Source organism: [Rhizobium] kunmingense (genome assembly GCF_977018605.1).
Genome location: NZ_CDRNXG010000001.1, coordinates 3,071,681 through 3,098,150 on the forward strand (window position 1 = coordinate 3,071,681; position 26,470 = coordinate 3,098,150).

Annotated in this window: 20 protein-coding genes; 9 read left to right on the top strand and 11 right to left on the bottom strand. The window is 62.4% G+C overall.

Going from position 1 to position 26,470, the window contains the following annotated elements:
- Positions 1–65 precede the first annotated feature (65 nt).
- Both AC0JZ4_RS14860 and hspQ read left to right on the top strand, forming a co-directional pair.
- Complete coding sequence (locus tag AC0JZ4_RS14860; RefSeq protein WP_471887131.1) at positions 66–1,019, top strand: DMT family transporter; 954 nt, start codon at positions 66–68, stop codon at positions 1,017–1,019.
- A gap of 48 nt (positions 1,020–1,067) precedes the next feature.
- Positions 1,068–1,397 carry a heat shock protein HspQ gene (gene hspQ, locus AC0JZ4_RS14865; RefSeq protein WP_471887132.1) on the top strand — a complete coding sequence of 110 codons (330 nt, stop codon included), beginning with the start codon at positions 1,068–1,070 and terminating at the stop codon, positions 1,395–1,397.
- A 55-nt stretch (positions 1,398–1,452) separates the two neighbouring features.
- On the opposite strand, the gene AC0JZ4_RS14870 is transcribed toward hspQ, so the two are convergent.
- The 5 genes from AC0JZ4_RS14870 to cckA form a co-directional block, all read right to left on the bottom strand.
- A complete protein-coding gene (locus tag AC0JZ4_RS14870) occupies positions 1,453–2,277 on the bottom strand; it encodes an inositol monophosphatase family protein (protein ID WP_471887133.1) in 825 nt (274 codons plus the stop codon).
- 25 nt (positions 2,278–2,302) lie between these two features.
- Positions 2,303–3,169, bottom strand: a complete 867-nt coding sequence (gene ttcA / locus AC0JZ4_RS14875) for a tRNA 2-thiocytidine(32) synthetase TtcA (RefSeq protein ID WP_471887134.1) — start codon at positions 3,167–3,169, stop codon at positions 2,303–2,305.
- Positions 3,170–3,222: 53 nt separating this feature from the next.
- Positions 3,223–5,877: an alanine--tRNA ligase gene (gene alaS / locus AC0JZ4_RS14880; protein ID WP_471887135.1), complete on the bottom strand. Its 2,655-nt coding sequence runs from the start codon at positions 5,875–5,877 to the stop codon at positions 3,223–3,225.
- 206 nt (positions 5,878–6,083) lie between these two features.
- Entirely contained in the window at positions 6,084–7,169 is a 1,086-nt protein-coding gene (gene recA, locus AC0JZ4_RS14885; RefSeq protein ID WP_471887136.1) for a recombinase RecA, read from the bottom strand.
- 236 nt (positions 7,170–7,405) lie between these two features.
- Positions 7,406–10,018, bottom strand: a complete 2,613-nt coding sequence (gene cckA, locus AC0JZ4_RS14890; protein ID WP_471887896.1) for a cell cycle histidine kinase CckA — start codon at positions 10,016–10,018, stop codon at positions 7,406–7,408.
- A 256-nt stretch (positions 10,019–10,274) separates the two neighbouring features.
- Here cckA and AC0JZ4_RS14895 point away from each other — a divergent pair, with 256 nt between their 5' ends.
- Entirely contained in the window at positions 10,275–11,381 is a 1,107-nt protein-coding gene (locus AC0JZ4_RS14895) for a flagellar biosynthetic protein FliO (protein ID WP_471887137.1), read from the top strand.
- Positions 11,382–11,466: 85 nt separating this feature from the next.
- Here AC0JZ4_RS14895 and dksA read toward each other — a convergent pair whose 3' ends face one another.
- Positions 11,467–11,886, bottom strand: a complete 420-nt coding sequence (dksA, locus tag AC0JZ4_RS14900; protein ID WP_112508098.1) for an RNA polymerase-binding protein DksA — start codon at positions 11,884–11,886, stop codon at positions 11,467–11,469.
- 255 nt (positions 11,887–12,141) lie between these two features.
- Here dksA and AC0JZ4_RS14905 point away from each other — a divergent pair, with 255 nt between their 5' ends.
- The 4 genes from AC0JZ4_RS14905 to AC0JZ4_RS14920 all read left to right on the top strand — a co-directional run bounded on the left by AC0JZ4_RS14905 (position 12,142) and on the right by AC0JZ4_RS14920 (position 15,939).
- Positions 12,142–12,630: a SixA phosphatase family protein gene (locus AC0JZ4_RS14905; RefSeq protein ID WP_471887138.1), complete on the top strand. Its 489-nt coding sequence runs from the start codon at positions 12,142–12,144 to the stop codon at positions 12,628–12,630.
- 80 nt (positions 12,631–12,710) lie between these two features.
- A complete protein-coding gene (locus tag AC0JZ4_RS14910; RefSeq protein WP_471887139.1) occupies positions 12,711–14,183 on the top strand; it encodes a YcjX family GTP-binding protein in 1,473 nt (490 codons plus the stop codon).
- Positions 14,180–15,256: a YcjF family protein gene (locus tag AC0JZ4_RS14915; RefSeq protein WP_471887140.1), complete on the top strand. Its 1,077-nt coding sequence runs from the start codon at positions 14,180–14,182 to the stop codon at positions 15,254–15,256. The genes AC0JZ4_RS14910 and AC0JZ4_RS14915 overlap by 4 nt, the downstream gene beginning before the upstream one ends.
- A gap of 125 nt (positions 15,257–15,381) precedes the next feature.
- Positions 15,382–15,939 carry a hypothetical protein gene (locus tag AC0JZ4_RS14920; protein WP_471887141.1) on the top strand — a complete coding sequence of 186 codons (558 nt, stop codon included), beginning with the start codon at positions 15,382–15,384 and terminating at the stop codon, positions 15,937–15,939.
- A gap of 15 nt (positions 15,940–15,954) precedes the next feature.
- On the opposite strand, the gene folK is transcribed toward AC0JZ4_RS14920, so the two are convergent.
- Genes folK through folP form a run of 3 tightly spaced genes read right to left on the bottom strand, consistent with a single transcriptional unit; the run spans position 15,955 to position 17,715 of the window.
- Positions 15,955–16,509, bottom strand: coding sequence for a 2-amino-4-hydroxy-6-hydroxymethyldihydropteridine diphosphokinase (gene folK, locus AC0JZ4_RS14925; protein ID WP_471887142.1), 555 nt, complete (start codon positions 16,507–16,509; stop codon positions 15,955–15,957).
- Entirely contained in the window at positions 16,478–16,843 is a 366-nt protein-coding gene (gene folB / locus AC0JZ4_RS14930; RefSeq protein WP_471887897.1) for a dihydroneopterin aldolase, read from the bottom strand. Before folB ends, folK begins: the two co-directional genes overlap by 32 nt.
- Entirely contained in the window at positions 16,843–17,715 is an 873-nt protein-coding gene (gene folP, locus AC0JZ4_RS14935) for a dihydropteroate synthase (RefSeq protein WP_471887143.1), read from the bottom strand. The genes folB and folP overlap by 1 nt, the downstream gene beginning before the upstream one ends.
- 115 nt (positions 17,716–17,830) lie before the next feature.
- Between folP and AC0JZ4_RS14940 the strand changes: the two genes are divergently transcribed.
- A complete protein-coding gene (locus tag AC0JZ4_RS14940) occupies positions 17,831–18,448 on the top strand; it encodes a DUF922 domain-containing Zn-dependent protease (protein ID WP_471887144.1) in 618 nt (205 codons plus the stop codon).
- A 339-nt stretch (positions 18,449–18,787) separates the two neighbouring features.
- On the opposite strand, the gene AC0JZ4_RS14945 is transcribed toward AC0JZ4_RS14940, so the two are convergent.
- Positions 18,788–19,108 carry a 2Fe-2S iron-sulfur cluster-binding protein gene (locus AC0JZ4_RS14945; protein ID WP_471887145.1) on the bottom strand — a complete coding sequence of 107 codons (321 nt, stop codon included), beginning with the start codon at positions 19,106–19,108 and terminating at the stop codon, positions 18,788–18,790.
- A 139-nt stretch (positions 19,109–19,247) separates the two neighbouring features.
- The gene (locus AC0JZ4_RS14950) at positions 19,248–19,616 is read right to left on the bottom strand and encodes an Hpt domain-containing protein (protein ID WP_471887146.1); all 369 of its coding nucleotides are present in this window, start codon (positions 19,614–19,616) and stop codon (positions 19,248–19,250) included.
- A gap of 463 nt (positions 19,617–20,079) precedes the next feature.
- Here AC0JZ4_RS14950 and AC0JZ4_RS14955 point away from each other — a divergent pair, with 463 nt between their 5' ends.
- A complete protein-coding gene (locus AC0JZ4_RS14955; protein ID WP_471887147.1) occupies positions 20,080–26,343 on the top strand; it encodes an apolipoprotein A-IV repeat region-like domain-containing protein in 6,264 nt (2,087 codons plus the stop codon).
- Positions 26,344–26,470 lie beyond the last annotated feature (127 nt).

Here is a 26,470-nt window from a genome sequence, read left to right on the forward strand (position 1 = left end):
CCCGCCGTTTTTCTGTTTTCAGCGATGCCCGGCAAAGGTGCATCCGTTTTTCATAGTGACATGTCATGGCAAGTTCCCCAAAGCCCCGGCCCGTCGACTGGCTGATTTTCTCGCTGGTACCGATCTTCTTTTCCTCCAACATGATTTTCGGCCGCGGCATTACCGGCGATGTCGCACCCTACACGACGGCTTTCCTGCGCTGGGGCGGTTCTACCCTCATCATGCTGCCGTTCATCTATGGGGACCGGACCCGCAGTCTTTCCTTCATCCGCAGCCATTTCTGGCTGTGGCTCTTGCTTGGCGGTCTCGGCATGGGTGTCTGCGGTGGACTGGTCTACTGGGCCCTCACCCATACGACCGCGGCCAACGGCACGCTGATCTACACCACTTCACCGCTCTTCATCATTCTGTTCCAGTGGCTATTCTCCGGGCGCCAAATCGGCTGGCGCGAACTCGCAGGAATGACCGTCGCTTTTGCCGGCGTCATGGCCATCGTTTTGCGTGGTGATCCGGCCGCATTGCTCCATCTCGATTTCAACCTCGGCGATCTCGGCATTCTCGTTGCTGCGATCGCCTTCGCCATCTACTCGATCCTTCTCAAGGACGAGGCATTGCGGCAGCTGCGCCCACTGGCGCTGTTCGGCGTCATCGCGCTTTCCGGTGCTCTGGTATTGCTTCCGCCGAGCCTTCTAGAGATCGTCAATGGCGGTGCATTGCCCGATAGCGCTGCCGACTGGTGGAAGATTGCCGGCATGGTGATCTTTGCATCGCTTGCCGCCTTTTTCTGCTTTCAGCATGTGGTACGCACCTTCGGCCCCGCGACCGCCGGCATCACGCTCTATCTGATGCCCCCGGTCTCGATCGTCATGGCCGTGATTTTTCTCGGCGAAGCGTTCGAGCCCTATCATGCGCTCGGCATTATCCTCGTTCTCGGCGGCGTGGTTCTTGCTTCACTCAAAAGCGCCAAGCCGCCGGAAACCGCGGCGGTTGCATTTGACCGAAGCAATGGCACATCTTGATGTTTGCGGAATTCATTCCCACATGATGTTGCGAAAGGACATCGCACCATGAAACAGAAAAATGCAAAATTCACGATCGGTGAAGTCGTCCGTCACAAGGTATTCCCGTTCCGTGGCGTCATATTCGACGTCGACCCGGAATTTGCCAATACCGATGAATGGTGGAACTCGATCCCGTCCGAAATCCGGCCCGCCAAGGACCAGCCCTTCTATCATCTTCTCGCCGAGAATGATGAGACCGAATATGTCGCCTATGTCTCCGAGCAAAACCTCGAGCATGACGAAAGCGAGCAGCCGCTGCGCAATCCGCAGGTCTACCAGATCTTCGAACCGCTCGATGGCGGGCAGTTGAAGCCGAAGGCGATGCTGGCGCATTGAGCGCCCGGACCACACCGAACAAATGAGAAAAGCCCGGGAAATCCGGGCTTTATCTTTATCTATCGAGGATTTCGCGCTGGAGTGTTTTCCAGCTTTCTTCGTCCACTGCGGCCAGAAGCCCGCCGTCGACATGGCTCGGCAGGTAGGGCGATCCGTCGAAGCGCCGCACATGGGCGCCAGCCTCGGTGGCGATCAACGTCCCCGCCAGGTGATCCCAGGGCATCAACTTGTTGTAAAGCGCGAACTGAACATGTCCGCCGATGAAAGCGCGGTATTCATGCGCGGCACATCGGTAGCTCGCAAAGGACCGAACCTTACCGAGATTGGCGAGAATGTGTTGCCTTTCCTCACCGAAGAAATAGCCGGTTGAGGCCATGCCCACCATCTGCTCGAGCGGCAGCGCCGGCGCCACCGACATCCTGATCGCCTCGCCATCAGGCCGTTTCAGATAGGAGCCGGCCCCCTTTTCGGCCATCACCCAATCATCGCCCATCGGATCATAGATCAGGCCAGCGACGGTCTCGCCCTTCCAGATCACCGATGCCATGACGCCGAAGGCCGGAATTCCCGAAGCGAAGTTGAATGTGCCATCGACGGGGTCGACGACGATCGCGAAATCCGCCTCGGCAAGCTTGGGCAGAAGTGTCGGGTCGGCCGCCACGGATTCCTCGCCGACGAACAGGGCGTCGGGAGCGATCGTCGAGATTTCCCGGCGGATCAGCCGCTCGGCAGCCTCATCCGCCTCCGTCACGAGGTCGGACGCCTCGCTCTTCGAACGCACATCGCCTTCACCAAGCCTGCGAAAGCGCGGCAGGATTTCGGTCTTGGCGGCTCGCCGCAGAATGTCGGCAAGTGCCTGCGTGTCTAAAGGCAAGGTCATCGGGGATCCAATCTGAATGTTGAGATCAGTCGGCGGGCTTGGCCATCAGGCCGGAAAATTCGAAAAGCTTGGGGTCGAGAAGATGTGACGGGTTCACATGCGCCAATGCGCGCAGCATGGTGTCCTTGCGGCCAGGCATGCGTGTTTCGATATCCGTCAACATCTGCTTCATCGCATTGCGCTGCAGGCCGTCCTGGGAGCCGCACAGGTCGCAGGGAATGATCGGAAATTCCATGGCCGCGGCAAATTTGGCCAGATCGTCCTCGGCGCAATAGGCAAGCGGGCGCAGCACCATCAGGTCGCCTTCGTCGTTCAGAAGCTTTGCCGGCATCCCGGCCAACCGGCCGCCGTGGAAGAAATTCATGAAGAAGGTTTCGAGAATGTCTTCGCGGTGATGGCCGAGCACCAGCGCCTGACAGCCCTCCTCCCGCGCGATGCGGTAGAGATTGCCACGCCGCAGGCGCGAACAGAGCGAGCAATAGGTGCCGCCGGCCGGCACCTTTTCCTTCACGATCGAATATGTGTCGCGATACTCGATCCGGTGTTTAACCCCGATCGATGCCAGATAGTCCGGCAGGATGTGTTTCGGAAAGTTCGGCTGCCCTTGGTCGAGATTGCAGGCGATCAACTCGACCGGCAGCAGGCCCCGCCATTGCAGGTCGAGCAACACCGCGAGCAGCGAATAGCTGTCCTTGCCGCCCGACAGGCCTACGAGCCAGCGCTCCTGCCCCTTGAGCATGCCGAAATCTTCGAATGCCTGCCGCACCTGACGAAGCAGACGCTTGCGCAACTTGTTGAAGGAAACGGAACTCGGCGCATCGCGAAACAATGCCGGCGCAAGACCACCGACGGCCTCGTCCATCTCGTCTTCGATTACGGTATTCAGTCCCATCTTTAATCCTCACACGAAACGGGCGGCCGAAGCCGCCCGATCAATCCCTTGCCTCAGGCGCCAAGCGCTGCGGAGACCGCCTCGATCGCCTCATCCGCCTTGGCGCCGTCCGGACCACCGGCCTGCGCCATGTCCGGGCGACCGCCGCCGCCCTTGCCACCAAGCGCGGCAGAGGCGATGCGAACGAGATCGACGGCGCTGAAGCGCCCGACGAGATCCTCCGTGACGGCGACAACGGCGCTTGCCTTGCCGTCTTCCGACACGCCGACCAGCGTCACGACGCCGGAACCGACCGAAGCCTTGGCTTCATCCGCCAGGCCTTTCAGATCCTTGGCATCGATACCCGCCAGCGCGCGCCCCATGAACTTGACGCCCGCGACTTCGCGGATATCGGAGGCCGTACCGCCCTGACCACCGCCCATGGCAAGACGGCGCTTGGCATCCGCCAGTTCCTTTTCCAGCTTGCGACGCTCGTCGAGCAGGGCTTCGACGCGGGACACGACGTCGGCCGGCTGCACTTTCAGCGCACCGGCAAGCGTCTTCACGCGCTCATCCTGTTCGGATAGATACGCGCGGGCAGCATCTCCGGTGACGGCTTCGACGCGACGGACGCCGGCGCCGACAGCGCTTTCGCCGAGTACGCGGACGAGGCCGATATCGCCGGTCGCGTTCACATGCGTGCCGCCGCACAGTTCAATCGAGTAGGGCTTGCCGACCTTGTCGCCATCGACGGCGGTGCCCATGGACACCACGCGCACCTCATCGCCGTACTTTTCGCCGAACAGCGCCATCGCACCTTCGGCGATCGCGTCGTCGACGCTCATCAGGCGGGTCGTGACGCGAGCGTTCTGGAGAATGATGGCGTTGGCCATGTCCTCGACCTGCTGCAATTCTTCGGCCGACATCGGCTTCGGATGCGAAACGTCGAAGCGCAGACGTTCCGGTGCAACGAGCGATCCCTTCTGGGCGACGTGAGTGCCGAGCACTTCGCGCATCGCCTCATGCAGAAGGTGGGTCGCGGAGTGGTTGGAGCGCAGCTGCGAGCGGCGCGCGTGATCGACCGTCAGGATGACCGCATCGCCAACCTTGAGGCCGCCTTCGGTGACCTTGGCAACGTGAACGAAAAGGCCTTCGCCCTTCTTCTGCGTGTCGGAGACATTGACCTTGGCATGATCGGTGGAGATCACGCCGGTATCGCCCATCTGGCCACCCGATTCACCGTAGAACGGCGTCTGGCTGACGACGACCTGAACCTCGTCGCCGGCAGCTGCGGCATCGATTGCCTTGCCATCGCGAACGATCGCCTGGACCACGCCTTCGGCCTGCTCGGTGTCGTAGCCGAGGAATTCGGTCGCGCCGAACTTTTCCTTCAGTTCGAACCAGACGGTTTCCGTCGCCTTGTCGCCGGAGCCTGCCCAGTGCGAGCGGGCTTCCGCCTTCTGGCGTTCCATCGCATCGGTGAAGCCGGCAATGTCGACGCCGATTTCACGGGCACGCAGGGCATCCTGCGTCAGGTCGAGAGGGAAGCCATAGGTGTCGTAAAGCTTGAAAGCGGTCTCGCCGTCGAGCATGTCACCCTTGTCGAGATCGGTCGTCGCGTCGGAGAGAAGCGAAAGGCCACGTTCCAGCGTCTTGCGGAAACGGGTTTCTTCCAGCTTGAGGGTCTCGGAGGTGAGCGCCTCGGCACGGACGAGTTCAGGATAGGCGCGGCCCATTTCCTGCACCAGCGTCGGCAGCAGCTTGTACATCACCGGTTCTTTTGCACCCAGCAACTGGGCGTGGCGCATGGCGCGGCGCATGATGCGGCGCAACACGTAGCCACGGCCCTCATTCGACGGCAGAACGCCATCGGCAATCAGGAAGGCGGACGAGCGCAGATGGTCGGCGATGACGCGGTGGCTTGCGCTGCCCTCGGCCTTCACACCCATGACGTCCTCGATCGTGCCGATCAGCGTGCGGAACAGGTCGGTATCGAACACGCTCTGCTTGCCCTGGAGCACGCAGGCCATGCGCTCAAGCCCCATGCCGGTGTCGATGGACGGGCGCGGCAGGAGTGAACGCTCGCCCGGCGCGGTCTGTTCGAACTGCATGAAGACGAGGTTCCAGAATTCGAGGAAACGGTCGCCATCCTCTTCCGCCGAACCGGGAGGGCCACCCCAGACATTTTCGCCCTGGTCGATGAAGATTTCCGAGCAGGGGCCGCAAGGACCAGTATCGCCCATCTGCCAGAAATTGTCAGAGGTCGGGATGCGGATGATCTTGTCGTCGGAGAAACCGGCGATCTTCTTCCACAGCGTCGCAGCCTCTTCATCCTCGGAATAGACGGTCACGAGAAGCCGGTTTTTCGGCAGGTCGAAACCTTCCGTCACGAGCTTCCAGGCAAGCTCGATCGCATTCTCCTTGAAATAATCGCCGAAGGAGAAGTTGCCGAGCATCTCGAAGAAGGTCAGGTGGCGTGCGGTGTAGCCGACATTGTCGAGGTCGTTATGCTTGCCGCCGGCGCGCACGCATTTCTGCGAGGTCGTCGCCGTCGAATAAGGGCGCTTTTCCAGGCCGGTAAAGACGTTCTTGAACTGAACCATGCCGGCATTGGTGAACATCAGCGTCGGGTCGTTGCGCGGAACCAGCGGACTGGAGTCCAGGACCGTGTGGCCATTCTTCTTGAAATAGTCGAGGAAGGTCGACCGGATGTCATTCACGCCGCTCATGCTACGCCCTTTTCAACCGCAGATGCGGTAATCCCATTTGAAGTCCAGAGGCTTGTATCGCCGACATCCAAAACTGTCCAGCCGAACAGAAAACCGGCCGCACATCTTTCGATGGCGACCGGCCAGAGCAAGCGGTCAAGAAGCCCTTACAGGCCTTCCGAGTGCGGCGGAACCGCTTCGCCTCCGATTGAAAAACCGTCGAGCGACTATGCGTCGTCGTCGCCACCCTCGCCTGCATCCGGTCCGCCGTTCTGCAGGAACTTGTCGGCGATCAGGCCGGCATTCTGGCGCAGCGACGTTTCGATCTCGCGCGCCACTTCCGGATTGTCCTTCAGGAACGTCTTGGCGTTCTCGCGCCCCTGGCCGAGGCGCTGGCTGTTGTAGGAGAACCAGGCGCCGGATTTTTCCACGATTCCCGCCTTGACGCCGAGATCGACGAGTTCGCCGGTCTTGGATACGCCTTCGCCATACATGATGTCGAATTCGACCTGCTTGAAGGGAGGCGCCATCTTGTTCTTGACGACCTTGACGCGGGTCTGGTTGCCGACAACTTCCTCGCGCTCCTTGACCTGGCCGATGCGACGGATGTCGAGACGGACAGAGGCATAGAATTTCAGCGCGTTGCCGCCCGTCGTCGTTTCCGGCGAACCGAACATGACGCCGATCTTCATGCGGATCTGGTTGATGAAGATCACCATCGTTTTCGATTTGGAGATCGATGCGGTCAATTTGCGCAGCGCCTGGCTCATCAGGCGGGCCTGAAGACCCGGCAGGCTGTCGCCCATCTCGCCTTCGATTTCGGCACGCGGCGTCAGGGCTGCAACCGAGTCGACGACGAGAACGTCGACGGCGCCGGAGCGAACCAGCGTATCGGTGATTTCGAGCGCCTGTTCGCCGGTATCCGGCTGCGAGATCAGAAGGTTCTGCAGATCGACGCCAAGCTTGCGGGCATAGACCGGATCGAGCGCGTGTTCGGCGTCGACGAAGGCGCAGATGCCGCCCTTCTTCTGGGCTTCCGCAATCGTCTGCAGCGCCAGCGTCGTCTTGCCCGAGCTTTCCGGACCATAGATCTCGATGATGCGGCCCTTGGGCAGGCCGCCGATGCCGAGCGCGATATCGAGGCTGAGAGAGCCGGTCGATACCGTCTCGATCTCAACGATATTCTCGTTCGAACCAAGCTTCATGATCGATCCTTTGCCGAAGGATCTTTCAATCTGCGACAGTGCCGCTTCCAGGGCCTTACTCTTGTCCACGCCTTTTTCCTCTACGAGCCGCAATGTGTTCTGTGCCATGAGTTCCCACCTTTAGGTTATTGCCGCCGCGCAAGCAATGAAGCAGCCGATGGGAGTTTTGTACTCATTTTGTTCCTGTTTTGCAAGAGCCATTCAAGCCCTTGCAGCGAAACCGTTATTTCGCCTTCGTTCCACTCTTGTTCACGGCGGCAAGGAGCTGTGGAAACAGCGTTTCAAATCAGCCTCTTGGCCGCCTCGCAGATGCCTGCGCGAGATGTGTCGCGGCAAATGACGCGCTATTCCGAATCGAGCATTTCCCGGACGGCAACCGCAAGCTGCTTTAGCGAAAACGGCTTGGGCAGGAAGCCGAACTTGGCGTCGGCCGGCAGATTGCGGGCAAAGGCATCCTCCGCATAGCCGGAGACGAAGATGAATTTCAGGTCCGGATAGGTTTTGCGCAATTCCGTCAACAGTGTCGGGCCGTCCATTTCAGGCATGACGACGTCGGAGACGACGATATCCACCTTGCCGTCCAACTCGTCCATGATGTCGAGCGCTTCCGTGCCGGAGCCGGCCTCATGCACCGTATAGCCGCGCGTCTCAAGCATCCGCTTGCCGCCGCGACGCACCGCCTCCTCGTCCTCGACGAGCAGGACTACGGCCGATTTTCCGGTGAGATCGACGGGTTCGGCAGACGCTGTTGCCGCAAGCGCCTGGACCTTCTGGGCCGCAACTGCGGCATCCGCCAGCGCGGGCGTTGCGCTGACCGGCACGACTTCCGGCACGTGACGTGGCAGGAAGATGCGGAAGCTGGTGCCCTTGCCGAGGTCAGATTCGGGATAGAGGTAGCCGCCGGACTGCTTGACGATACCGTAGACCATCGACAGGCCGAGGCCGGTTCCCTTGCCCACTTCCTTGGTGGTGAAGAAGGGCTCGAAGATCTTGTCCATGATTTCCGGCGGAATACCGGTTCCGTTGTCGGAGACCTCGATCATCACAAGGTCTTCGCTCGGCAGATCGGCCTGATGGAACGAGCCGACGTCGTCGGCCGTCACATTGCGCGTCTTGATCAGGATCGTGCCGCCGCCCGGCATGGCATCGCGGGCGTTGACGCAGAGGTTGATCAGCACCTGTTCGAACTGCGAAAGATCGGTGCGCACTGGCCACAGGTCACGGCCGTAATCGACCTCCAGCTTGACATTGGTGCCGGAGATCAGCCGGTCGACCAGCATGCGAAGGTCGCCAACCACGTCGGTGAGGTTCAGCACCGCCGGCCGCATCGTCTGCTTGCGCGAGAAGGCAAGCAGCTGGCGCACCAGAACCGCGGCGCGGTTGGCATTGCGCTTGATCTCCATCAGATCGGCGAAGCTCGCATCCGATGGGCGTGCCTGCAACAGAAGATGGTCGGAGGACAACAGGATGGCGGTCAGCACGTTGTTGAAGTCGTGTGCGATACCGCCGGCCAGCGTGCCCACGGCATTCAGCTTCTGGGTCTGCGCCATCTGGGTTTCCAGCGCCTTCTGCTCGGTCGTCTCGACCGCATAGACGATCGCCGCCTCTTCCGGCGCCTCGTCGCTCTCGTCGATCACCGCATGCACATAGAAGCGGACATAGCGGTTTTCGTCGCCAGGATAGCGGCTCTCGATCGGGGTGATGTCCCCCTGGCGATCCTTGGCGGCGGCAAGCGCTTCCATCAGCAGGCTGCGGGCGCTGTCGTGAACGATCCGTTCCAGCTCTGCGGCACCGGTATCGACATCGTCGCGCGAGACGATGCCGGCGAACAGGCGCAGGAAGGGCGCATTGATGCGCAGGATGCGGCCATTGCCGTCGACCGAGGCGATCGCCATCGGCGTATTGTTGAAGAAACGGGTAAAGCGCATGGCCGAGGCCGACTGGTCGCCCTCGCCGCCCTTTGCGGCGCGCATCAGCACCACCGTGCGGCTGTCGCCGGGGGCGCCGTCACGCATGGCGCTGGCGCTGTGCACCAGCCGTGCCGGCAGGCTCTGGCCGTTGGCGCGGCGCAGATCTAGATCGAGCGTCTCGGTGCGCTTGTTGCCCGGGGCGGCTTGCACCGACTGGATCAGCGCCATGCCCTCGCCGGCGACAAGATCGGAAATCGTCATCGATTGCGGCGTGAATTTGGTGAGATCAAGTCCCAGCCATTCGGCAAGCGTCGCATTCAGATAGAAGATCTCGCCCTTACGGCCGGCGGAGAAGAAACCGACCGGCGCGTGATCGAGATAATCGATGGCATTCTGCAATTCGCGGAAGAAACGCTCCTGGTCGTCGCGTTCGGACGTGATGTCGGTTATTTCCCAGATATCCAGCGCCTTGGGGCCGGTCGCACCCATGATGCGGGCCTTCAGCCGGTACCAATGGGCGTCCGCGCCATTGCCGGTCGAGCGGCCAAGCGGCTGCAGCAGCCGGAATTCCTCATGCCCCTCGCGCCCGTCCCGTAGTGCTGATGTCAGGCGGTAGAGCGCCTCGGTCGATTCCCGCGTCTTGGAAAGCAGTGCTTCAAGCGACTGGACGTTATGCGCGCTCGTCGCCCCGGTCATCCGGCCATAGGCGGCATTGGCATAGATGACGCGACCCTTGGCGTCCGTGACGACGATGCCGTCGGGATGACCGGCAAGAAAACTGCGGGCCAGTTCGTCCGAGCGCGATTGCGGCATGACCTCAATCAGGCCGATCAGTGACGAAACGATGAAGAATATGCCGACCATGGCAAGAATGCCGAGAAGGCCAAGCACGAGTTCATTGTCCAGCGCCTGCTGGAACACGACGAAAGCCACCGCCACGCCGATCAGCACCAGTGCCAGAAGAATGATCCTTACGACCGTGCCGCTCCGCGCGCCCTGATTGACCAGGGGGGCTTCGTCGTTGCCGGCCTTCGGCGAACTCGTCATCAGTACCTCACGTTCCGCGGCGGGTGTGCCGTAGGGAGCGAATACGCGCATGCGCCGCCCGCGATTCTCTACTTAGCAATTTGAAGATGAAGCAAAAAGCTCCGCAACACCACAAAAGACGGGACAGGCCGGCAAGACGCCCTATCTCACTTCGCCTGGCGATAGATTTAGCCGGTGACGACAGTTCAATGGTCTTGCTTCGCCGGATAAAAAATCGTCTGTTCAAAAGCATATTTCGCATGAGGAGTTACAAAACATGGTCCCGGATTTGATGGGCGAATATGGCCCCAAAATCGTGGTGGCGGTCGTCGGTGTCGGCCTGGCGCTCCTCTGCCTGGTGGGAATTCTGTGGATAGTGCGTGGTCGCGCAGGCCCCTCGCCCTTCGTGCGCGGCGGTCGCAACCGCAATCCGCGCCTGCAGGTGCTCGATGCCGCTGCGGTCGATACCCGCCGCCGCCTCGTCCTCGTGCGCCGTGACGATGTGGAACACCTGCTGATGATCGGCGGACCGACCGATATCGTTGTGGAGAGCCGTATCCTGACGAGCGAGCGGCGCGACGACGCCTCCGCCCCTGAGCATGGGCCTGTCGCAACTCCCGCTGCCGTGCCTTCGCCGGCAGCAGTCCCGGCCGCAACGGTATCCGCCCCGAAGTCGGCTGCGCCTCCAGCCACTCCCGCGCCGCGTCCGCAGCCGGCGCCCGCATCACCCGCGGCAGCGCCCACGCCGTCGCCAGCATCTCTTGCAGCACGCGAACCTGAAAGGGAAATGCCGCTGCGAGAACTTCGCTCGCCGGCAGCCTCGCCCATTCCCGCTGCGGCTCCGGTCTTCAGGCCCCAGCCAACCGCGGCCGCCGCGCCGGTCGCCAACACCGCGTCCGCACGGCTTGATCCGCCGATCGCCGCGACGGCATCGGCCGTGTCCGCCGCTGCATTCCGACCGGAACTCGACGATGCTGCGGTCCTGCTCGACAGCGCCCGTGACCGGGTATTCGCCGATCATGGTCCAGCAGTCAGCAGTCCGCCGACAACGATCCAGCAGGCGACGATCCAGCCGCCGACGATGGCGCCTTCCGCCGTCGCGCCTCCGCAGTCACCCGCTCCCCTGATCGATAGGCCGACCGCGCTCGGCAGCGAGTTCGAGCGCATCCTCGAAGAGGAAATGGCCACCAACATGGCTGCGCGCGAAGCGGCCATCCCGGCCCGCTCCGGTGGCACGGTCGCCCCTTCCTCGCCTGTTCCGGCAAGCGCCATCACACTTGGTCCGGCGGTTCCTGTTCGAGGCGGAATCTCAAAGGAAGACCCTGCGCTGCAGAACGAAGTGGCTCGCATCTTCGGAGAAATGTCGGCCAGCCGCGACAAGTAAGGCGTGCGGCTGATATCCGATAGCTGCAAAAGAAAAAGGCACGTCTCGCGACGTGCCTTTTTAAATTTGTTGCTTATCGCGAAGATTATTCGTCGCGATAAACCTTTTCCCGCCGCTCGTGGCGCTCCTGCGCCTCGATCGACAGCGTTGCGATCGGGCGTGCATCGAGCCGTTTCAGGCCGATCGGTTCCCCGGTTTCCTCGCAATAGCCATAGGTTCCATCATCGATACGCTGCATGGCGGCGTCGATCTTGGAAATCAGTTTTCGTTGACGATCCCGAGCTCGCAGTTCAATCGCCCTGTCGGTTTCCGAAGAAGCGCGGTCGGCGAGGTCCGGGTGGTTTGCACTTTCCTCAGCAAGGTGGCCGAGCGTTTCACGCGCTTCCCTGAGGATATCATTTTTCCATGCAATCAGCTTGGCCCTGAAGTAAGCCTTCTGATTTGCATTCATGAACTCGTCGTTTTCCGAGAGCACATAGTTACTAAGATCGATCTTCTCACTCAACGCGATTCTCCTGAAGAACATCTCTGGCGCCCCTATACTCCATTAACCAGTCCTCGTTCAAGCCTTACGCCCACATTTGCAGCAGTTTTAAAAATGTCACAAAAATCGGCTAAGTGATTAATTTTTATGCTTTTCCCGTAATCGCCTGAGTAGGCAGGCCAAAAACACCTCAACTTCAGGCTTTCCAATCCGGTTGACCGGTCGAGGGCGGCAGCGCTAGGTTTTTTACTCGGCGTTTCACTTGGCGGTACAAAGATGATCGAGCCTGAACCATACCGTATTTATTTGATGCGCCATGCGCAGGCGGCGCCCGCTGCGCCCGGCGGCCGCGATTTCGATCGTGTTCTCGACGATACCGGTTACGCTCAGGCGGAGCTTGTCGCAGATCGGGCGGCGGATCTGCGCTACATTCCCGACTGTATCATCTCATCCACGGCGAAACGCTGTCGCCAGACTGCGGAGATCGTCCGCCGCACCATTCGGGAAACGCTCGATGTGCAGTTCATCGACGAGATCTACAGCGGCACGCTTGAAACCTATGCGATGCTGATCGCTGGTCAGCGCCCTGCCCGTGCCGTCATGCTGATCGGCCACAACCCGGTCATCGATCACCTTCTCGAAGGCCTTGTCGGGCTGGATCAGCGCCGGGCCGCCATGCCGGGCGGCTATCCGACGGCCGCCATGGCGGTTCTCGACCATTCGGGCAACGACGGCTGGCGGCTGACGGACCTGCTCAAGCCCTGACCTGAATGCGCCTGCTGATCGATCATTGCGGGGCCGCCGCGAGCGCCTATATAGGGTGAAACATCAATTGGGATCAGACCTTGGCGCCCTCGCTGACCAGTTTTACCGACGACGCTCTCATCGCATTCGACAATCTCGCCGACCGCGCCGCAGGCCTGGTTCATCCGACCATCCGCCTCGGGGTCACCGGCCTGTCGCGCGCCGGCAAGACCGTGCTGATATCCTCGATCGTTCACAACCTGCTCAATGGCGGCCGCCTGTCGCTGTTCGAGGCGCAGCGTTCCGGGCGGATATCGTCGATCAGGCTGGAGGAGCAGCCCGACGATGCCGTACCCCGCTTTCAATACGAGGATCACATCCAGGCGCTGGTCCGTGACCGGATCTGGCCGGATTCCACCCGCGCCGTGTCGGAACTGCGGCTGACGATCGAATACCAGAGTGCCAGTGGCTGGAACCGCCTGTTTTCGCCCGGCAAGCTTTCCCTCGATATCGTCGATTATCCCGGCGAATGGCTTCTCGACCTGCCGCTGCTGACGCAGGACTATCGCCAGTTCAGCCGCGCCACGGCAGAGCTTGCCGCGACCGGCATCCGCCGCGAACTGGCGACGGACTGGATCGAACTTTGCTCCGGCCTAGACATGGACGCTCCCGCCGACGAAATGACGGCACGCAGACTGTTCGAGACCTTCTCGGCCTATCTGAAGGCCTGCAAATCGGATGAGCGGTCGCTTTCGACCCTGCCGCCCGGACGTTTCCTCATGCCCGGCGACCTAGAAGGATCGCCGGCACTCACCTTCGCGCCGCTGCCGGACCTGCCCGAGACGCCGCCGGCGCCGAAGGGCTCGCTGCGGGCGATGATGGAGCGGCGCTTCGAGGCCTACAAGAGCGTTGTCGTCAAACCCTTCTTCCGCCACCACTTCGCCCGGCTTGATCGCCAGATCGTGCTGGTCGACGCGCTGCAGGCGATCAATCGCGGGCCCGAGGCCTTGCAGGATCTCGAACGGGCGCTCGGCGACGTCCTCGGATGCTTCCGGCCCGGTCACAACAGCCTATTCTCCGCGCTTGTCGGCCGCCGGATCGACAAGGTCCTGATCGTAGCAACCAAGGCCGACCACCTGCATCACGAGAGCCATGACCGGCTCGAACGCCTGACCGGCCGGCTGGTCGACCGCGCCATCCAGCGCATCGGGCTCTCCGGCGCCGGTTTCGAGGTGATGGCGATCGCCTCCGTCCGCGCGACACGGGAAGCACGGGTGAAGGAGGACGGCCACATGCTGCCCGTCATCGTCGGCACCCCGATGGAGGGTGAGACGATCAACGGCGAGCGTTTCGACGGGATCAAGACGACGGCTATTTTTCCGGGCGACCTGCCCGAGGACGCTGCCCACATGTTCCGCACGCTCGATACGGATACGCCTGAACTTCCTGACATCAATTTCGTCCGCTTCCGGCCGCCGACATTGGAAAGCAGTCCGCGCGAGACACGCCTCGCCGTCCCGCATATCCGGCTCGACCGCGCCCTGCAGTTCCTGCTTGGAGACCGCCTCGCATGAGACCGACCATCACCAGCGGATCGAAAAGCCGCCGTCCGTCTTCCTTCGCCATAGACGACGACACCAACCCGAAAGGGCCGCCCATCGCGGCGCCGCGCAGCCCGAGGAGCTTCGACCAGCCGGCGGCCGTCATCGCCGACGAGGTCGACCCGTTCGATGCCGCCGAAGAACTGGATGCAACTCCCCTGCCGGTCGCGACACCCCGCCGGCGCCGAAGCTTCTCTTTCGCCGGTCTCGCTGCCGCGGCGCTCGGCACATTCCTGTCGCTCGCCTTTGGCCTCTGGGCAGACGAGGTCATTCGCAATCTCTTCGCCCGCGCCGACTGGCTGGGCTATGCGGCGCTGACCGCGCTGGGGATCGCGGCCATAGGCCTGGCGGTCGTCATCGGCCGCGAGATTTTGGGGATCGCCAAGCTCGCAGCAGTTCAGAGCCTCAAGACGGAGGCGGAAACGGCTGCGGCCTCGGTCCAGGCGGATCCGGCCCGCAAGGTGGTCGACAAGCTCGCCTCCCTTCTCAGTCACCGGGCAGAGACGGCCAGAGGGCGCAAGGCACTCGAAGCGACGCGCGATGAAATCATCGACGGCCCTCACCTCATCGATCTCGCCGAGCGCGAATTGCTGACCCCACTCGACCGCAAGGCCCGCGGGCTTATCCTCAATGCTTCGAAACGGGTTGCCGTCGTCACCGCGATCAGCCCGCGGGCGGTGGTCGATCTTGCCTATGTGCTGTTTGAGGTGACGCGTCTTGTCCGCGCCATGGCCGAGCTTTATGGGGCGCGGCCGGGCAAGCTTGGCCTTCTACGGCTGATCCGTGATGTCATCGCTCACCTTGCGGTGACCGGTTCGATCGCGGTCGGCGATGGCCTGGCACAACAGGTTCTTGGCCACGGCGTCGCCTCGCGATTGTCGCGCAGGCTGGGAGAAGGCGTGATCAACGGCCTGCTGACTGCACGAATCGGCATTGCCGCGATGGACCTGTGCCGGCCTTTGCCGTTTCGCGCACTTCCGCGTCCCGGTATCGGCGATTTCCTCTCGGATATTACCACCGCCGGCCGTACGGATGACAAGGAATAGCCGTCTCGCCACGGCTGCGAAAAGGCTAAAATACACCAACCATTAATCATTCCGATTTAGATTTGCCCCACTAACGATTGTCGTCTCCCACGGAAAAATCCCAAGGGACCAAGGGGAAAATGTCCATGTATTCGCGCTTCTTTTCGCTTTTCGGCGGGCTCGCCGCTTTGACGCTGGCCACTGCCGGAACGGCCCTCGCCCCTCAGGCGGAAGCGGCCCCGCGCGACAAGCAGTTCTTCCAGTCCGTCGCCGGTGTCTGGAAGGGTCCGGGCGAGATCGTCGCCGGGAAATACAAGGGCACCAAGTTCAGCTGCAACATCACCGGCACATCGTCGCCGGATGGTGACACAGGCATGAAACTCGACGGCACCTGCCGCGTCGGCGTCTTCCAGCAGCCGATGTCGGCGGTCATCACCGAAAACGGCCGAGGCTACACCGGCAAGTTCCTCGACGGCGCCGAAGGCAAGGGCCTCGACATCGTCTCCGGTTCCGTCAATGGCGACAAGGTCGTCATGGGCATCAACCGCGCCAAGCTGAATGGTGCGATGGTTGCCAGCCTGCGGGGCGAAAACAAGATGAACATCACCATCTCTGTGAAGGTCGACGAGCAGATGGTCCCGGTCATCGGCCTGTCGCTCGATCGGGATCTCGATTCAATCGCGGTCGGTTCGATCAAGGAGTAATTCGGCGAGGAATGATCAGGAGGCGGCAATTCCCTGCCGCCACCACAGCCCGTCCGGCCGCTCGATCCTGATGCCCGTCGAATTCAGGCTTCCCGCCCAGCTTTCCGTCTTGCGGCCATTGATCATCAGCTGCGGCACCAGATCGGCAAGCGGCAGCATTACAAAGGCTCTGTCGGTCATGCGCGGGTGCGGCAGTTCCAGTTCCCGTGTCTTCTGGTGACGCTCGCCATAGGTGAGCAAATCGATATCGAGCGTTCTAGGCCCCCACCGCTCGTCACGCACTCGCTTCATTTCGCTTTCCAGAGCGAGGCAGAGATGCAGCAGTTCCTCCGGCTCCAGCTCGGTCTCGACCAGCGCGCAGCAATTGTAGAAATCCGCCTGATCCGTCTTGCCCCATGGCGGGGTCAGGTAGAGCCGGGACACGAGCGAGACGCGGCAATCCCTGCGTTCGTCGATTGTCCGCAGCGCATGCGCCATCGCGGCCGGCGGATCGCCGATATTGCCGCCGAGGCCAAGGGCGGCCGTTTCCCATATATGATCAGACCCGGTGTTCAACGCGCACCTCCACATAGTCCAGTACGCCGGCGATCGGCGCGCTCGGCTTGCGGATCGCCACCTCGACACGACGTATCCGCGGCGACCAATCGGCTAGCCCGATGGCCACGTCATGGGCGAGCGTCTCGATCAGGTTGCGCCTTGTGCCGGCAACGATCTTCTCGACGATCGCGAATGCCTCGCCGTAGTGAACGGTGTCCTCGACCGCATCGGAGGTCAGCGCATGTCCTGCCTCGACATCCATGACGACATCGACAAAGAACCGCTGCCCGAGCGCCACCTCGGCCTCGAAAACACCGTGGCGGGCAAAGAAGGCGCAGTTCTTCAGGGTGATCTGACAGGTCGCCATCATGACTTGTCCTCCGCGTTGATTGGTCTTGCACCCGCAAGGACGGCATCCGCCATCCGCAGGGCATCGAGGTTGCCGCCGACATTGTGCACGCGAAAGATCGCCGCGCCGGCCATACGCAGCATGGCCGTCGTCGCCGCCGTGCCAAAATCCCGCTCCGAAGGAGTATCCCGACCGGTGACCGCGCCGACGAACCGTTTGCGCGAGGTCCCGGCCAGCAACGGATAACCAAGCCCGTGCAGATCGCCAAACCGCAGCATCAACTCCACATCCTGCTTGCGTTCATGCACGAAACCGAATCCCGGATCGAGCACGATTGCGTCATCGGCAACGCCAGCCGCAGCCGCCATCTTCAGCGAGCGACCGAAGAAAGCCAGCTCGTCGTCAATGATGTCGTCCCTCAGGTCGTCCCGATCGCGCGATGTGTACATGATGCACACGCCGGCGCCTGTTTCAGCCACGACATCCGCCATGTTAGGGTCATGCTGCAGACCGTAGACGTCGTTGACGATGTGCGCGCCGGCTGCAATCGCAAGCCTTGCCGTCTCGGCCCGGTAGGTATCGATCGAAATCAGCGCATCGCTTTCGCTGGCAAGCCTTTCGATCACCGGAAGCACCCTGTCCTGCTCTTGCGCAGGACTGACGGAAGCCGCGCCCGGCCGGGTCGATTCGCCGCCGATATCGACAATCACGGCCCCTTCCTTCAGGCAGGAGGCCGCGTGCATGAACGCCTTTTCCGTATCTGCATGCCTGCCGCCATCGGAGAAGCTGTCCGGCGTCACATTGACGATCGCCATGATGTGGCCGGTCTCGCCAAGCGCCAGGCTGCGGTCGTGAGCCAGCGTCCAGATTCTGTTGCGAAAGGATGTCACGACTGATGCATCTTTCTGAAAGTAACGCAAAATTTCATGCCTTCGTGTTGCGCTCAAGCTGGCTATGCCCCAAGCTTGATCCAACATCAACGTATCAGGCTAGAGAATGTTTTCGATGCGCAGGGTCCACCGTATTTTCGGTGCCGCTTTTCTTTTCTGCGTGATCGAGGCACCGGCATTGGCCGAGCCGCTCATCACCAAGAGCTATTCATATTTCCGCATCGGCGGGCGCACGGCGGAAGAACTCGACCGTGAGCTGGAACGCCGTGGCCCGTTGACGAAAACCACCGGCAGCCGCCATCCGGGCGCGACCGAAATCAAGTTCGGCGGTGAGGTCACCTATATCGAACGGGACGGCCGCTGCGCCGTCGGCGGCGCCAAGGTGACGCTTGACACCAGAATAATCCTGCCGCGCTGGAGCAATGGCGCACGCGCGCAGAAGGATCTCCGCTTCATCTGGGCCACGCTTTCCTCCGACATCAAGCGCCACGAGGAACGTCACGCCGAGATCGCCCGCAACCATGCCCGCCAGCTGGAACGCGAACTTCTTGCCCTGCCCTCGCGCCGCACCTGCGACGATGTGGAAAAACTGGTCAGCGAGACGACCCAGACCGTGCTTGCCGAGCACGATCGCCAGCAGATGCGCTTCGACCGCGTCGAATCCCGCAATTTCGATGCGCGCATGACGCGCTTGTTGAAATATCGCATGGGCCAGGACCAGGCTCAGGATTGATGCTGCGCCGCGCCGCGAATCTTGCCTAAAGCTGACGTCCAGCCCGGTCTATCACGGGTAATTTATCGCGCTGGCGGACACGGCGAATGCGCGATACTAAATTAGACACTGCTTGTTCGCATTGTCATTCAATCGATGCCGGACAGGCAGGCAACCGGCGATCAGCTTCGCTGCATGAGGCAGCGAACCGGCTGCACCCCAAGTTTCCGTTTGCGTTTTCGACCTGGTTCTCCTGGCGCGTTCCCATGCCGCGGGTGGTCCTCCCTCGCCCGCCGGCAAGCGCCCACCTTGCCTCGCGGGCAATCGTGCCGCGAGGCTCTTTTTTTGGGGCGGAGCGATTTACGCCTGGCGTTCGGGAATGTTGACGACGAGGCCGTCGAAATCGGCCTTCATCTTGATCTGACAGGAAAGACGCGACGTCGGGCGAACCTCGAAGGCGAAGTCCAGCATGTCTTCCTCCATGGCGGCCGGCGGACCGACCTTTTCGGTCCAGCCCTCGTCGACATAGACATGACAGGTGGCACAGGCACAGGCGCCGCCGCATTCCGCATCTATGCCAGGCACCGAGTTGCGAACGGCATTCTCCATCACTGTCGAGCCATTGTCGGCGTCGATTTCGAAGCGAGTTCCGTCGAAGGCTACGATGGTCAGTTTCGTCATGGTGGGAAGATCCGGCTCGTGGGAGGAAAAGGCCCGTTCCAGGGCCAATGGGGTAAACCCCGTCTCTGCCACCAAAGCATCGGTCCAGTCAATCGCGCGCGCGACGCCGGCTTTGTCACCGGCGTCGGCATGAAAAATGTCAGCGGCAGAGGCCGGTAATGAAGTTCTCGGCCTCGACGACTGAGGCATGCAGTTGCGCAAGTGCCGCGGCGTCCTGCGCATCGGCCTCGACCCGCTCACCGGCCGTCGCAACGCGGAATGCGCCGATTGCCTTTGCTGCGCCCTGGAGGCGATGCGCGAGCGCTTTGACGTCGGCATCCCCGCTTGCCATCTGCTGCATGAGGCCGCGTGCCTGGCGTGCGAACATCTGGAGGATTTCGGCTTCGAGCGCCTTGTCGCCCATCGTCTGGCGCGCAAGATGGACGAGATCGATCGGACGTTCCTTGGACGGACGAAGGGCCTGCTGGTTGTCGGGGCCTTCAAACGCTACACGGACTGCCATTGCCATCAGCTTGTTTCCTTGGCTAGAAATGGTTTCAACTCCGGATTGTCTGCCGGAGCCATGGCTATCCCGTTAAATTTCGGCACAATCGCGGCGCAAATCGTCACGAATGGTTAATTTGCATTAAAGTGCCGGGATCGCAGGGCTTTCGCCTGATCGCATGGTTTAAATCCTGTTAACAATCGTAATCGAGCGGTCTCGTCCTGAAGCGTTTTGTTTGTGCCAAATCCGCGGATGTGCCACTACAATACGCTTTGATCGGCACTCGTCTGTGGACGACGGCCGAAACCTGACGACCGGTAAGCTTTCATTATCATCCATTTGAAAGAACGGTTGTCAAAATGGAGCATGGTGGGTGTCTGCAGCCTTCAGGGGCGCAATCATCCGCAGGAGTATCCCGCTCATCCGATCTGCAGGCGGCAGCACGTGGAGCAGGGTGCCGGGCGAGTATGTAACGAGGCGTAACCGCATGGCGAAGAAGACCGGCAATGAATCGATCGACCAGACCGCTTTCCAGGCACTGGAAGACGCGCTGAAGATCGATTTCAACGAAGAAGAGCCACGCGCGAAACCCGCTGCCTCGGAGGCCCGAGTGTCCGATACGCCACGTCCCCGCCCTGCCCAGCCGCAAGCCGCAACTCCGCGCCGAGATCGCGCGCCGGAGCCTCAGCGCACGGCCGATCCGGCCCCGCGCCAGCCCAGCTTCGAGCCAGCCAACGATTCCGGTCGCCGCAACACCTCTTCCCTTCTGCGCTCGCTCGATGGCGGTTCCATGCGCGGCGCGATCCGCAATGCGTCGATCGCCTCGGTCCTGTGGGCCGTCGCCGGCGTCGGCCTCGGACAACTCATCTATGGCGATCAGCTGTGGCAGGTCTCGTCCGTCGCGGGCGTCCTTGCCGCGCCGGGCCTCGTCGCGCTTGCCGTCGGCATTCTCGTGCCGATCCTCATTTTCTTTGCCTTCTCCATCATGATGGCCCGCGCGCAGGACCTGCGCAACGCCGCCCGTTCGATGGCGGAGGTCGCGCTGCGCCTGTCCGAGCCGGAAACCATCGCATCCGAACGCATCATGAGCGTCGGCCAGGCCGTTCGCCGCGAAGTGTCGGCGATGAACGAAGGCATCGAACGCACCATCGCCCGCGCCACCGAACTCGAGACACTTGTCCATTCCGAGGTCAATGCGCTGGAGCGCAGCTATACCGACAACGAATTGCGCGTGCGCGGCCTCGTTCATGAGCTGGGTGCCGAGCGCGAGGCAATCGTCAACCATGCGGAGCGCATCCGTTCGTCCATGGTCGGCGCACATGACCAGCTGAAGGAAGAGCTGGCGCTCGCGACCGAAGAAATCTCGATCCGCCTTGCCACCTCCGGCGAGGCTTTCGCGTCGATGATCGACACCCGCGCCGCAGCCCTGCTCGAAAAGTCGGATGCCGCCGGTGAAGCGCTCGCCTCCCTGCTCGCCGCCAAGACAGAAGGGCTGATCGATACGCTGACGACGTCCAGCATTGCGCTTGCCACCGAATTCGACATCCGCCTGGAATCGCTCGGCTCGACCATGTCGGAGCACGGCAATGCAATCCTGTCCGAATTCGAGACACGCGCCTCCAGCCTCGACGCCAATACCGAAAAGCTGAACGCGGCGCTTGCCGACCGCACCCGCCAGCTCAACGACACCCTGCTTGCCCGCACCCGCGAAATCACCGAGGGCCTGTCGAACAGCGAGCGGACGATGACCGGCTCGCTCGACGGCGTCCTCGCCGCCCTCAACCGTTCGCTCGACGACAAGAGCGCGTCCTTCCGCCAGAGCCTGCAGTCGGCCGCCGACGATGCGGTCATGGATCTCGACCTGCGCTCCGGCTTCTTCGAAGAGCGCATGCAGACGACGATCGGCCAGCTCAGCACTTCGTTCGACACCGGCCTGTCGCAGTTCACCACGGCCTTCGACCAGCGCGCCGGCAGCCTCGACAGCAAGCTGATGGACAGCCTTGCCCGCATCAATGAGACCGTCGCCGGCGGTTCCGAAGCTATCGAGGGCATCCTGTCGACCAGCATCGAGCGCATCGGCAATGCGATGACCGACCAGCAGTTCGCCATCGCGACGACGCTCGGAACCGGCCAGGAAGTACTCGACGGCATGCTGGAAAGCCGCTCGAAGGAGTTTTCCGACGCGCTTGCAGCCCGCTCTAGCGAGATCAGCGGTGCCTTCGGCGATGCCCACAACAAGATCGACATGGTCATGGCGGCGCGCAGCGGTGAAATTTCCGCCAGCCTCGCCGACAGCCAGAAGCGTTTCGAAGACAGCATTTCGGATCGCACCTCGGCCATCATCACCTCGGTCACCGAAAGCCATGCGCGTTTCGCCGGCGCAGTCGACGAAAAGGCCGGTGCCTTGCAGTCGCTGATGTCCGAGACCCCGGATCGCCTCGCCTCCATCCTCGACCAGAAGAGCGACGAGATTTCCCGCGCGCTCTCCGATAGCGAAATTCGCCTCACCGGCGAAATGGATCGCCGCGCCAGCGCCCTCGATACGACGCTTGCCGCCAACCGCGACCGCCTGTCGGAGATCCTCGACGACAAGTCGATGGAAATCTCCACATCGCTCGCGCTGCACGAGGATCGCCTTACGGGTGAACTGGAGCGGCGCACGACGACGCTCGATACGACGCTTTCCGCAAGCCGTGATCGCTTGTCGGAAATCCTCGAAGACAAGTCGATGGAGATCTCCACGTCGCTCGCTCTGCATGAGGATCGCCTCACGGGAGAGCTGGACCGTCGCACGACGACGCTCGATACGACGCTTTCCGCCAATCGCGACCGCCTGTCGGAAATCCTCGACGACAAGTCGATGGAAATCTCCACCTCGCTTGCGCTGCACGAGGATCGCCTGACGACCTCGCTTGCCGAGCACACCAACACGCTCGTCAGCACCGTATCGGATGCCGACGCGCAGCTGGAGCAGGCCTTCACCAAGCGCGCCGACGCCATCCGCGAAGCCTTTGCCGACAACCAGCTCAACCTCGATATTTCGCTCGAAACCCGCACGTCCGAACTGGCAGACTTGCTTCAGAACAGCAGCGAGCGCCTGGAGCAGACTGTCGGCGGCGCTGCCGGCCGCATTGAAACTGCCTTGACCGAGGGCAACCAGCAGTTCGCCTCGGCGATGGGTGAAGGCGTGGAGCGCATCGAAGGATCGCTCGGCACCGCTCACGACCGGTTCTCTACGTCGATCGGCTCTGCACATGACCAGTTCGCCGCCACCGTGGGCGACGGCCATCAGCGTATCGCCGACACGCTGGGCACGGCCCATCGCCAGATCTCCGAGACGCTGTCCGAAAACGGCGCCCTGCTTGACGATACGGTCGGCTCGGCGCATCTGCGCATGGCTGACGTCCTTGGCCAGGCCAATCGCGAAATGTCGGAACAGCTCGACGCGGGCTACGACCGCCTGCGTACGACGCTTGACGACCGTACCGGCATGATCTCCTCGACGCTTGCCGAGGCGCAGAACCAGCTCGGCGACCTGCTTGCCGACCAGGCGACCTCGATCGGCACGACGATTGCTACCAGCGCCGGCATGCTCGAAATGTCGCTTGAAAGCCAGCAGGAATCCCTGCGCGCCACGATCGATGGTGCCGGCGAAATGCTGGAGGGTCGCCTGCGTGACAATGTCGGCACACTTGCCGGCCAGATCAGCGACGCCGCCCGCGAGATCTCGCAGTCCACAGACTCCTTCACTTCGCGCGTCGAACAGACGGTCGGCGGCGTATCTTCCGCGCTCGACGATGCCGGAAACCGTATCGAAGTCACCTTCGGCGGACTGGAAGACCGCATCCGTAACGAGATCGGCAATGTCAGCACCCTCGTCGACAATGCCGGCACGAACCTCGCCGACACGCTCGGCGCCCGTACCGCCGATCTGGAGCGTATCTCCAACGACGCAGCCGAACGCATTTCGGATGCCGTCAGCAGCAGCAGCATCGGTATCGAGCTGGCCTCTGCAGAGGCTGCCGAGCGCATCGCCCGCACGATCGACGAACGCTCCGACGCGCTGGAACGGACCAGCACCAGCGCCGCCGCGCGTATCAGTGAAACTTTGGACGGGCGCACCGCCCATATCGAAGAACGCTTCGGCACCATGGACCGCGCCCTGTCGCTCGGCCTCGAGAACGTCGCCAAGACGATCGAAGGCAAGGCAGTCGGCTTCGCCTCCTCGCTGCGAGACGCTGTCGCCACGGCCGGCCAGGGCATGAACGACGAAGCCAACCGCTCGGCCGAAACGCTGACGCGCGCCGGCACGGAGTTCACCCAGGAGCTGACCAGCCGCAACGACGAGTTTGCCCGCGCCATCGAAAATCGATCGACCGAGATCGTCGGCCGTATTTCGGAAACGCAGAACCGCCTCGCCGGCCAGGCCGCGACCGTCGCCCAGGCATTCTCCGACGCCGGCAGCGCCATCGTGAACAAGGTCGCCGAGGCCGACAAGCTGGTCAAACAGCAGGTCGAGGCGATCTCGACCGCGCTCGGTGATGCCGAGAAGGCGCTCGACAACCGCGGCCAGTCGATCCGCTCGACCCTGTCGGAAACTGCAAACGAGCTCGACGTCGCTCTCAATGCCGTCGACCGTGCGCTCGCCGCCCGTGGCGAGGCCATCCGTGCGTCTATCGACGGTCGCTCGCGTGACCTCAACTCGATGCTGTCCAGCCGTTCGGAAGAACTTTCGCGTCTCCTCGACGAGAAGGCGAAGCCGATGATCGACGCCTATACGGAAACCGGCCGCATGGCCGCCGCCCGCATGGAATCGGCCGCCCAGCAGGGTGCCGAGCGTCTGGCCGCAGCGGCGCAGGAAACCAGCGCCCGCATCCGCGAGGAAAATGCCGCTCTCGTCGATGCGATCGCGGCCCGCACCAACGATGCGCTTGCCGCCCTTACGCAGCGCACCGAGAATGCAAGCCTGATGATGCGTGGCGCCGAACAGAGCCTGATCGGCAATGTCGACGGCATCATCGAGCGCCTGTCTTCCAGCAACCTCAACATAGCCTCGCTCGTCGAACAGGCCGCAAACCAGCTCGCCTCGACCGACCAGAAACTCGATGAGACAGCGGCCCGCTTTGCCCATTCGGCTGGTTCGGCGGCGGATCTCGTCTCCGGCTCCACCCGTCTTCTGGAAAACAATATCGATCGCCTGGTCAATATTTCCGGCCAGACGCTCAGCCAGGTTGGTGGCATCGTCGGTCGTTTCGACGACCATTCCAAGGTTCTGGCTCAGGCCTCCGAGCTTCTCGCAGCCGCTCAGTCCAACCTCGCCAGCACGCTCGACGAGCGCCAGGAGGCGCTTCGCGGCCTGTCCGTCGGTCTGGTCAAGCGCTCCGACGAAATCGAGGCGACGCTCAAAAACCTCACGGCACTGGTCGATGGCGCCTTCGAGCGTGCCGAGGAACGCACCGCCAGCGTCGGCGACAAGCTGCGTGACGGCCTGCATGCCTCGTTCGCCGATATCGGCCGCCGTCTCGGCGAAACCCAGCAGCGCGCCGAGCAGACCGCCCAGGTCATGCGCGCCGCCATGCTCGATGCCGGTGGCGAAGCCAACCGTGCGATCGAAGAGACGCTTTCCGAGGCGGGAAAACGCGCCAACGCACTTGCAGCACAGATGCGCAGCAACATTTCCGGCTCGCTGTCCGATGTCGAACGCCTGATGGGCGAAGCCTCGCAGCGTTCCGATACGGCCGCCCAGCATCTGCGCGAAACGCTGCGTCAGTCGGTGGAAGAAGCCGTCGGCCGCTTCTCCGGCGCAACCGACGAAATCCGTCGTTCGGCGCAGGATATCCGTCAGGAACTGGATGCCACCCGCACCGAACTGAAGCGTGGCGCCTTCGACCTGCCGGAAGAAGCCAAGGAAAGCGCCGCCGCCATGCGTCGCGCCGTCAGCGAACAGATCAAGGCGCTGCAGGAAATCTCGCAGCTCGTCGGCCGCTCGTCGCAGCAGCTGGAAGTGGCAGAACCTGCCCCTGCCCGCGTCGCCGCGCCGCAACCGGCTCCCGTCCGTCCGCAGCAGATTGCCCAGCAGACCAGACCTGCGGCCGCTCCGATCACAGCTCCTGTTCAGGCTCCCGCTGTACCGCGCACCGACGCTTATGCAGGCGGCCTGCGTGGCAGCCTACCGCTCGATCGCGCGCCGTCGGCACCGATCACCACGCAGGCGCCGACTGTTGCCCGCCCGGCGCAGCCGGCATCCCCTGTCGGTCAGGCGGGTCAGGGCGGCTGGATCAGCGATCTTCTGAGGGGCGCCTCGCGCGATGAAAGTGCCGCACCGGCGCAGGCCCGCGCCGCAGCCCGTCCGGCTGAGGCCGCTCAGGCGCCGCGCTCGATCAATGGCGACAACCGCAATCCGCGCCACATGGTGGAATCGCTGAACTCGCTGTCCGTGGATATCGCCCGCGCCATCGATCACGATGCCTCGGTCGAGCTGTGGCGCCGCTACCAGCGCGGCGAGCGCGACGTGTTTACGCGTCGCCTCTACACGCTGAAGGGCCAGCAGACCTTCGACGACATCAAGAGCAAGTATGACCGCGAGCCGGAATTCCGAACCGCCGTCGACCGCTACATCTCGGATTTCGAGAAGCTGCTCGCCGACGTTGCCCGCACCGATCGTGACCGCACCGTCACCCAGAGCTACCTGACCTCGGATACCGGCAAGGTCTACACGATGCTCGCCCACGCCGCCGGTCGCTTCGGCTGAGCTGAAAAGTGCTTTGTGAATTGAAGAAAGCCGCCTCTCGGGGCGGCTTTCTCGTTTTGGGCGCAGGCGGCAGAAGTGGCACGCTTGCCTGAAAGTGAAGCGAGACGACATGCCTCCTCTTTCTTCC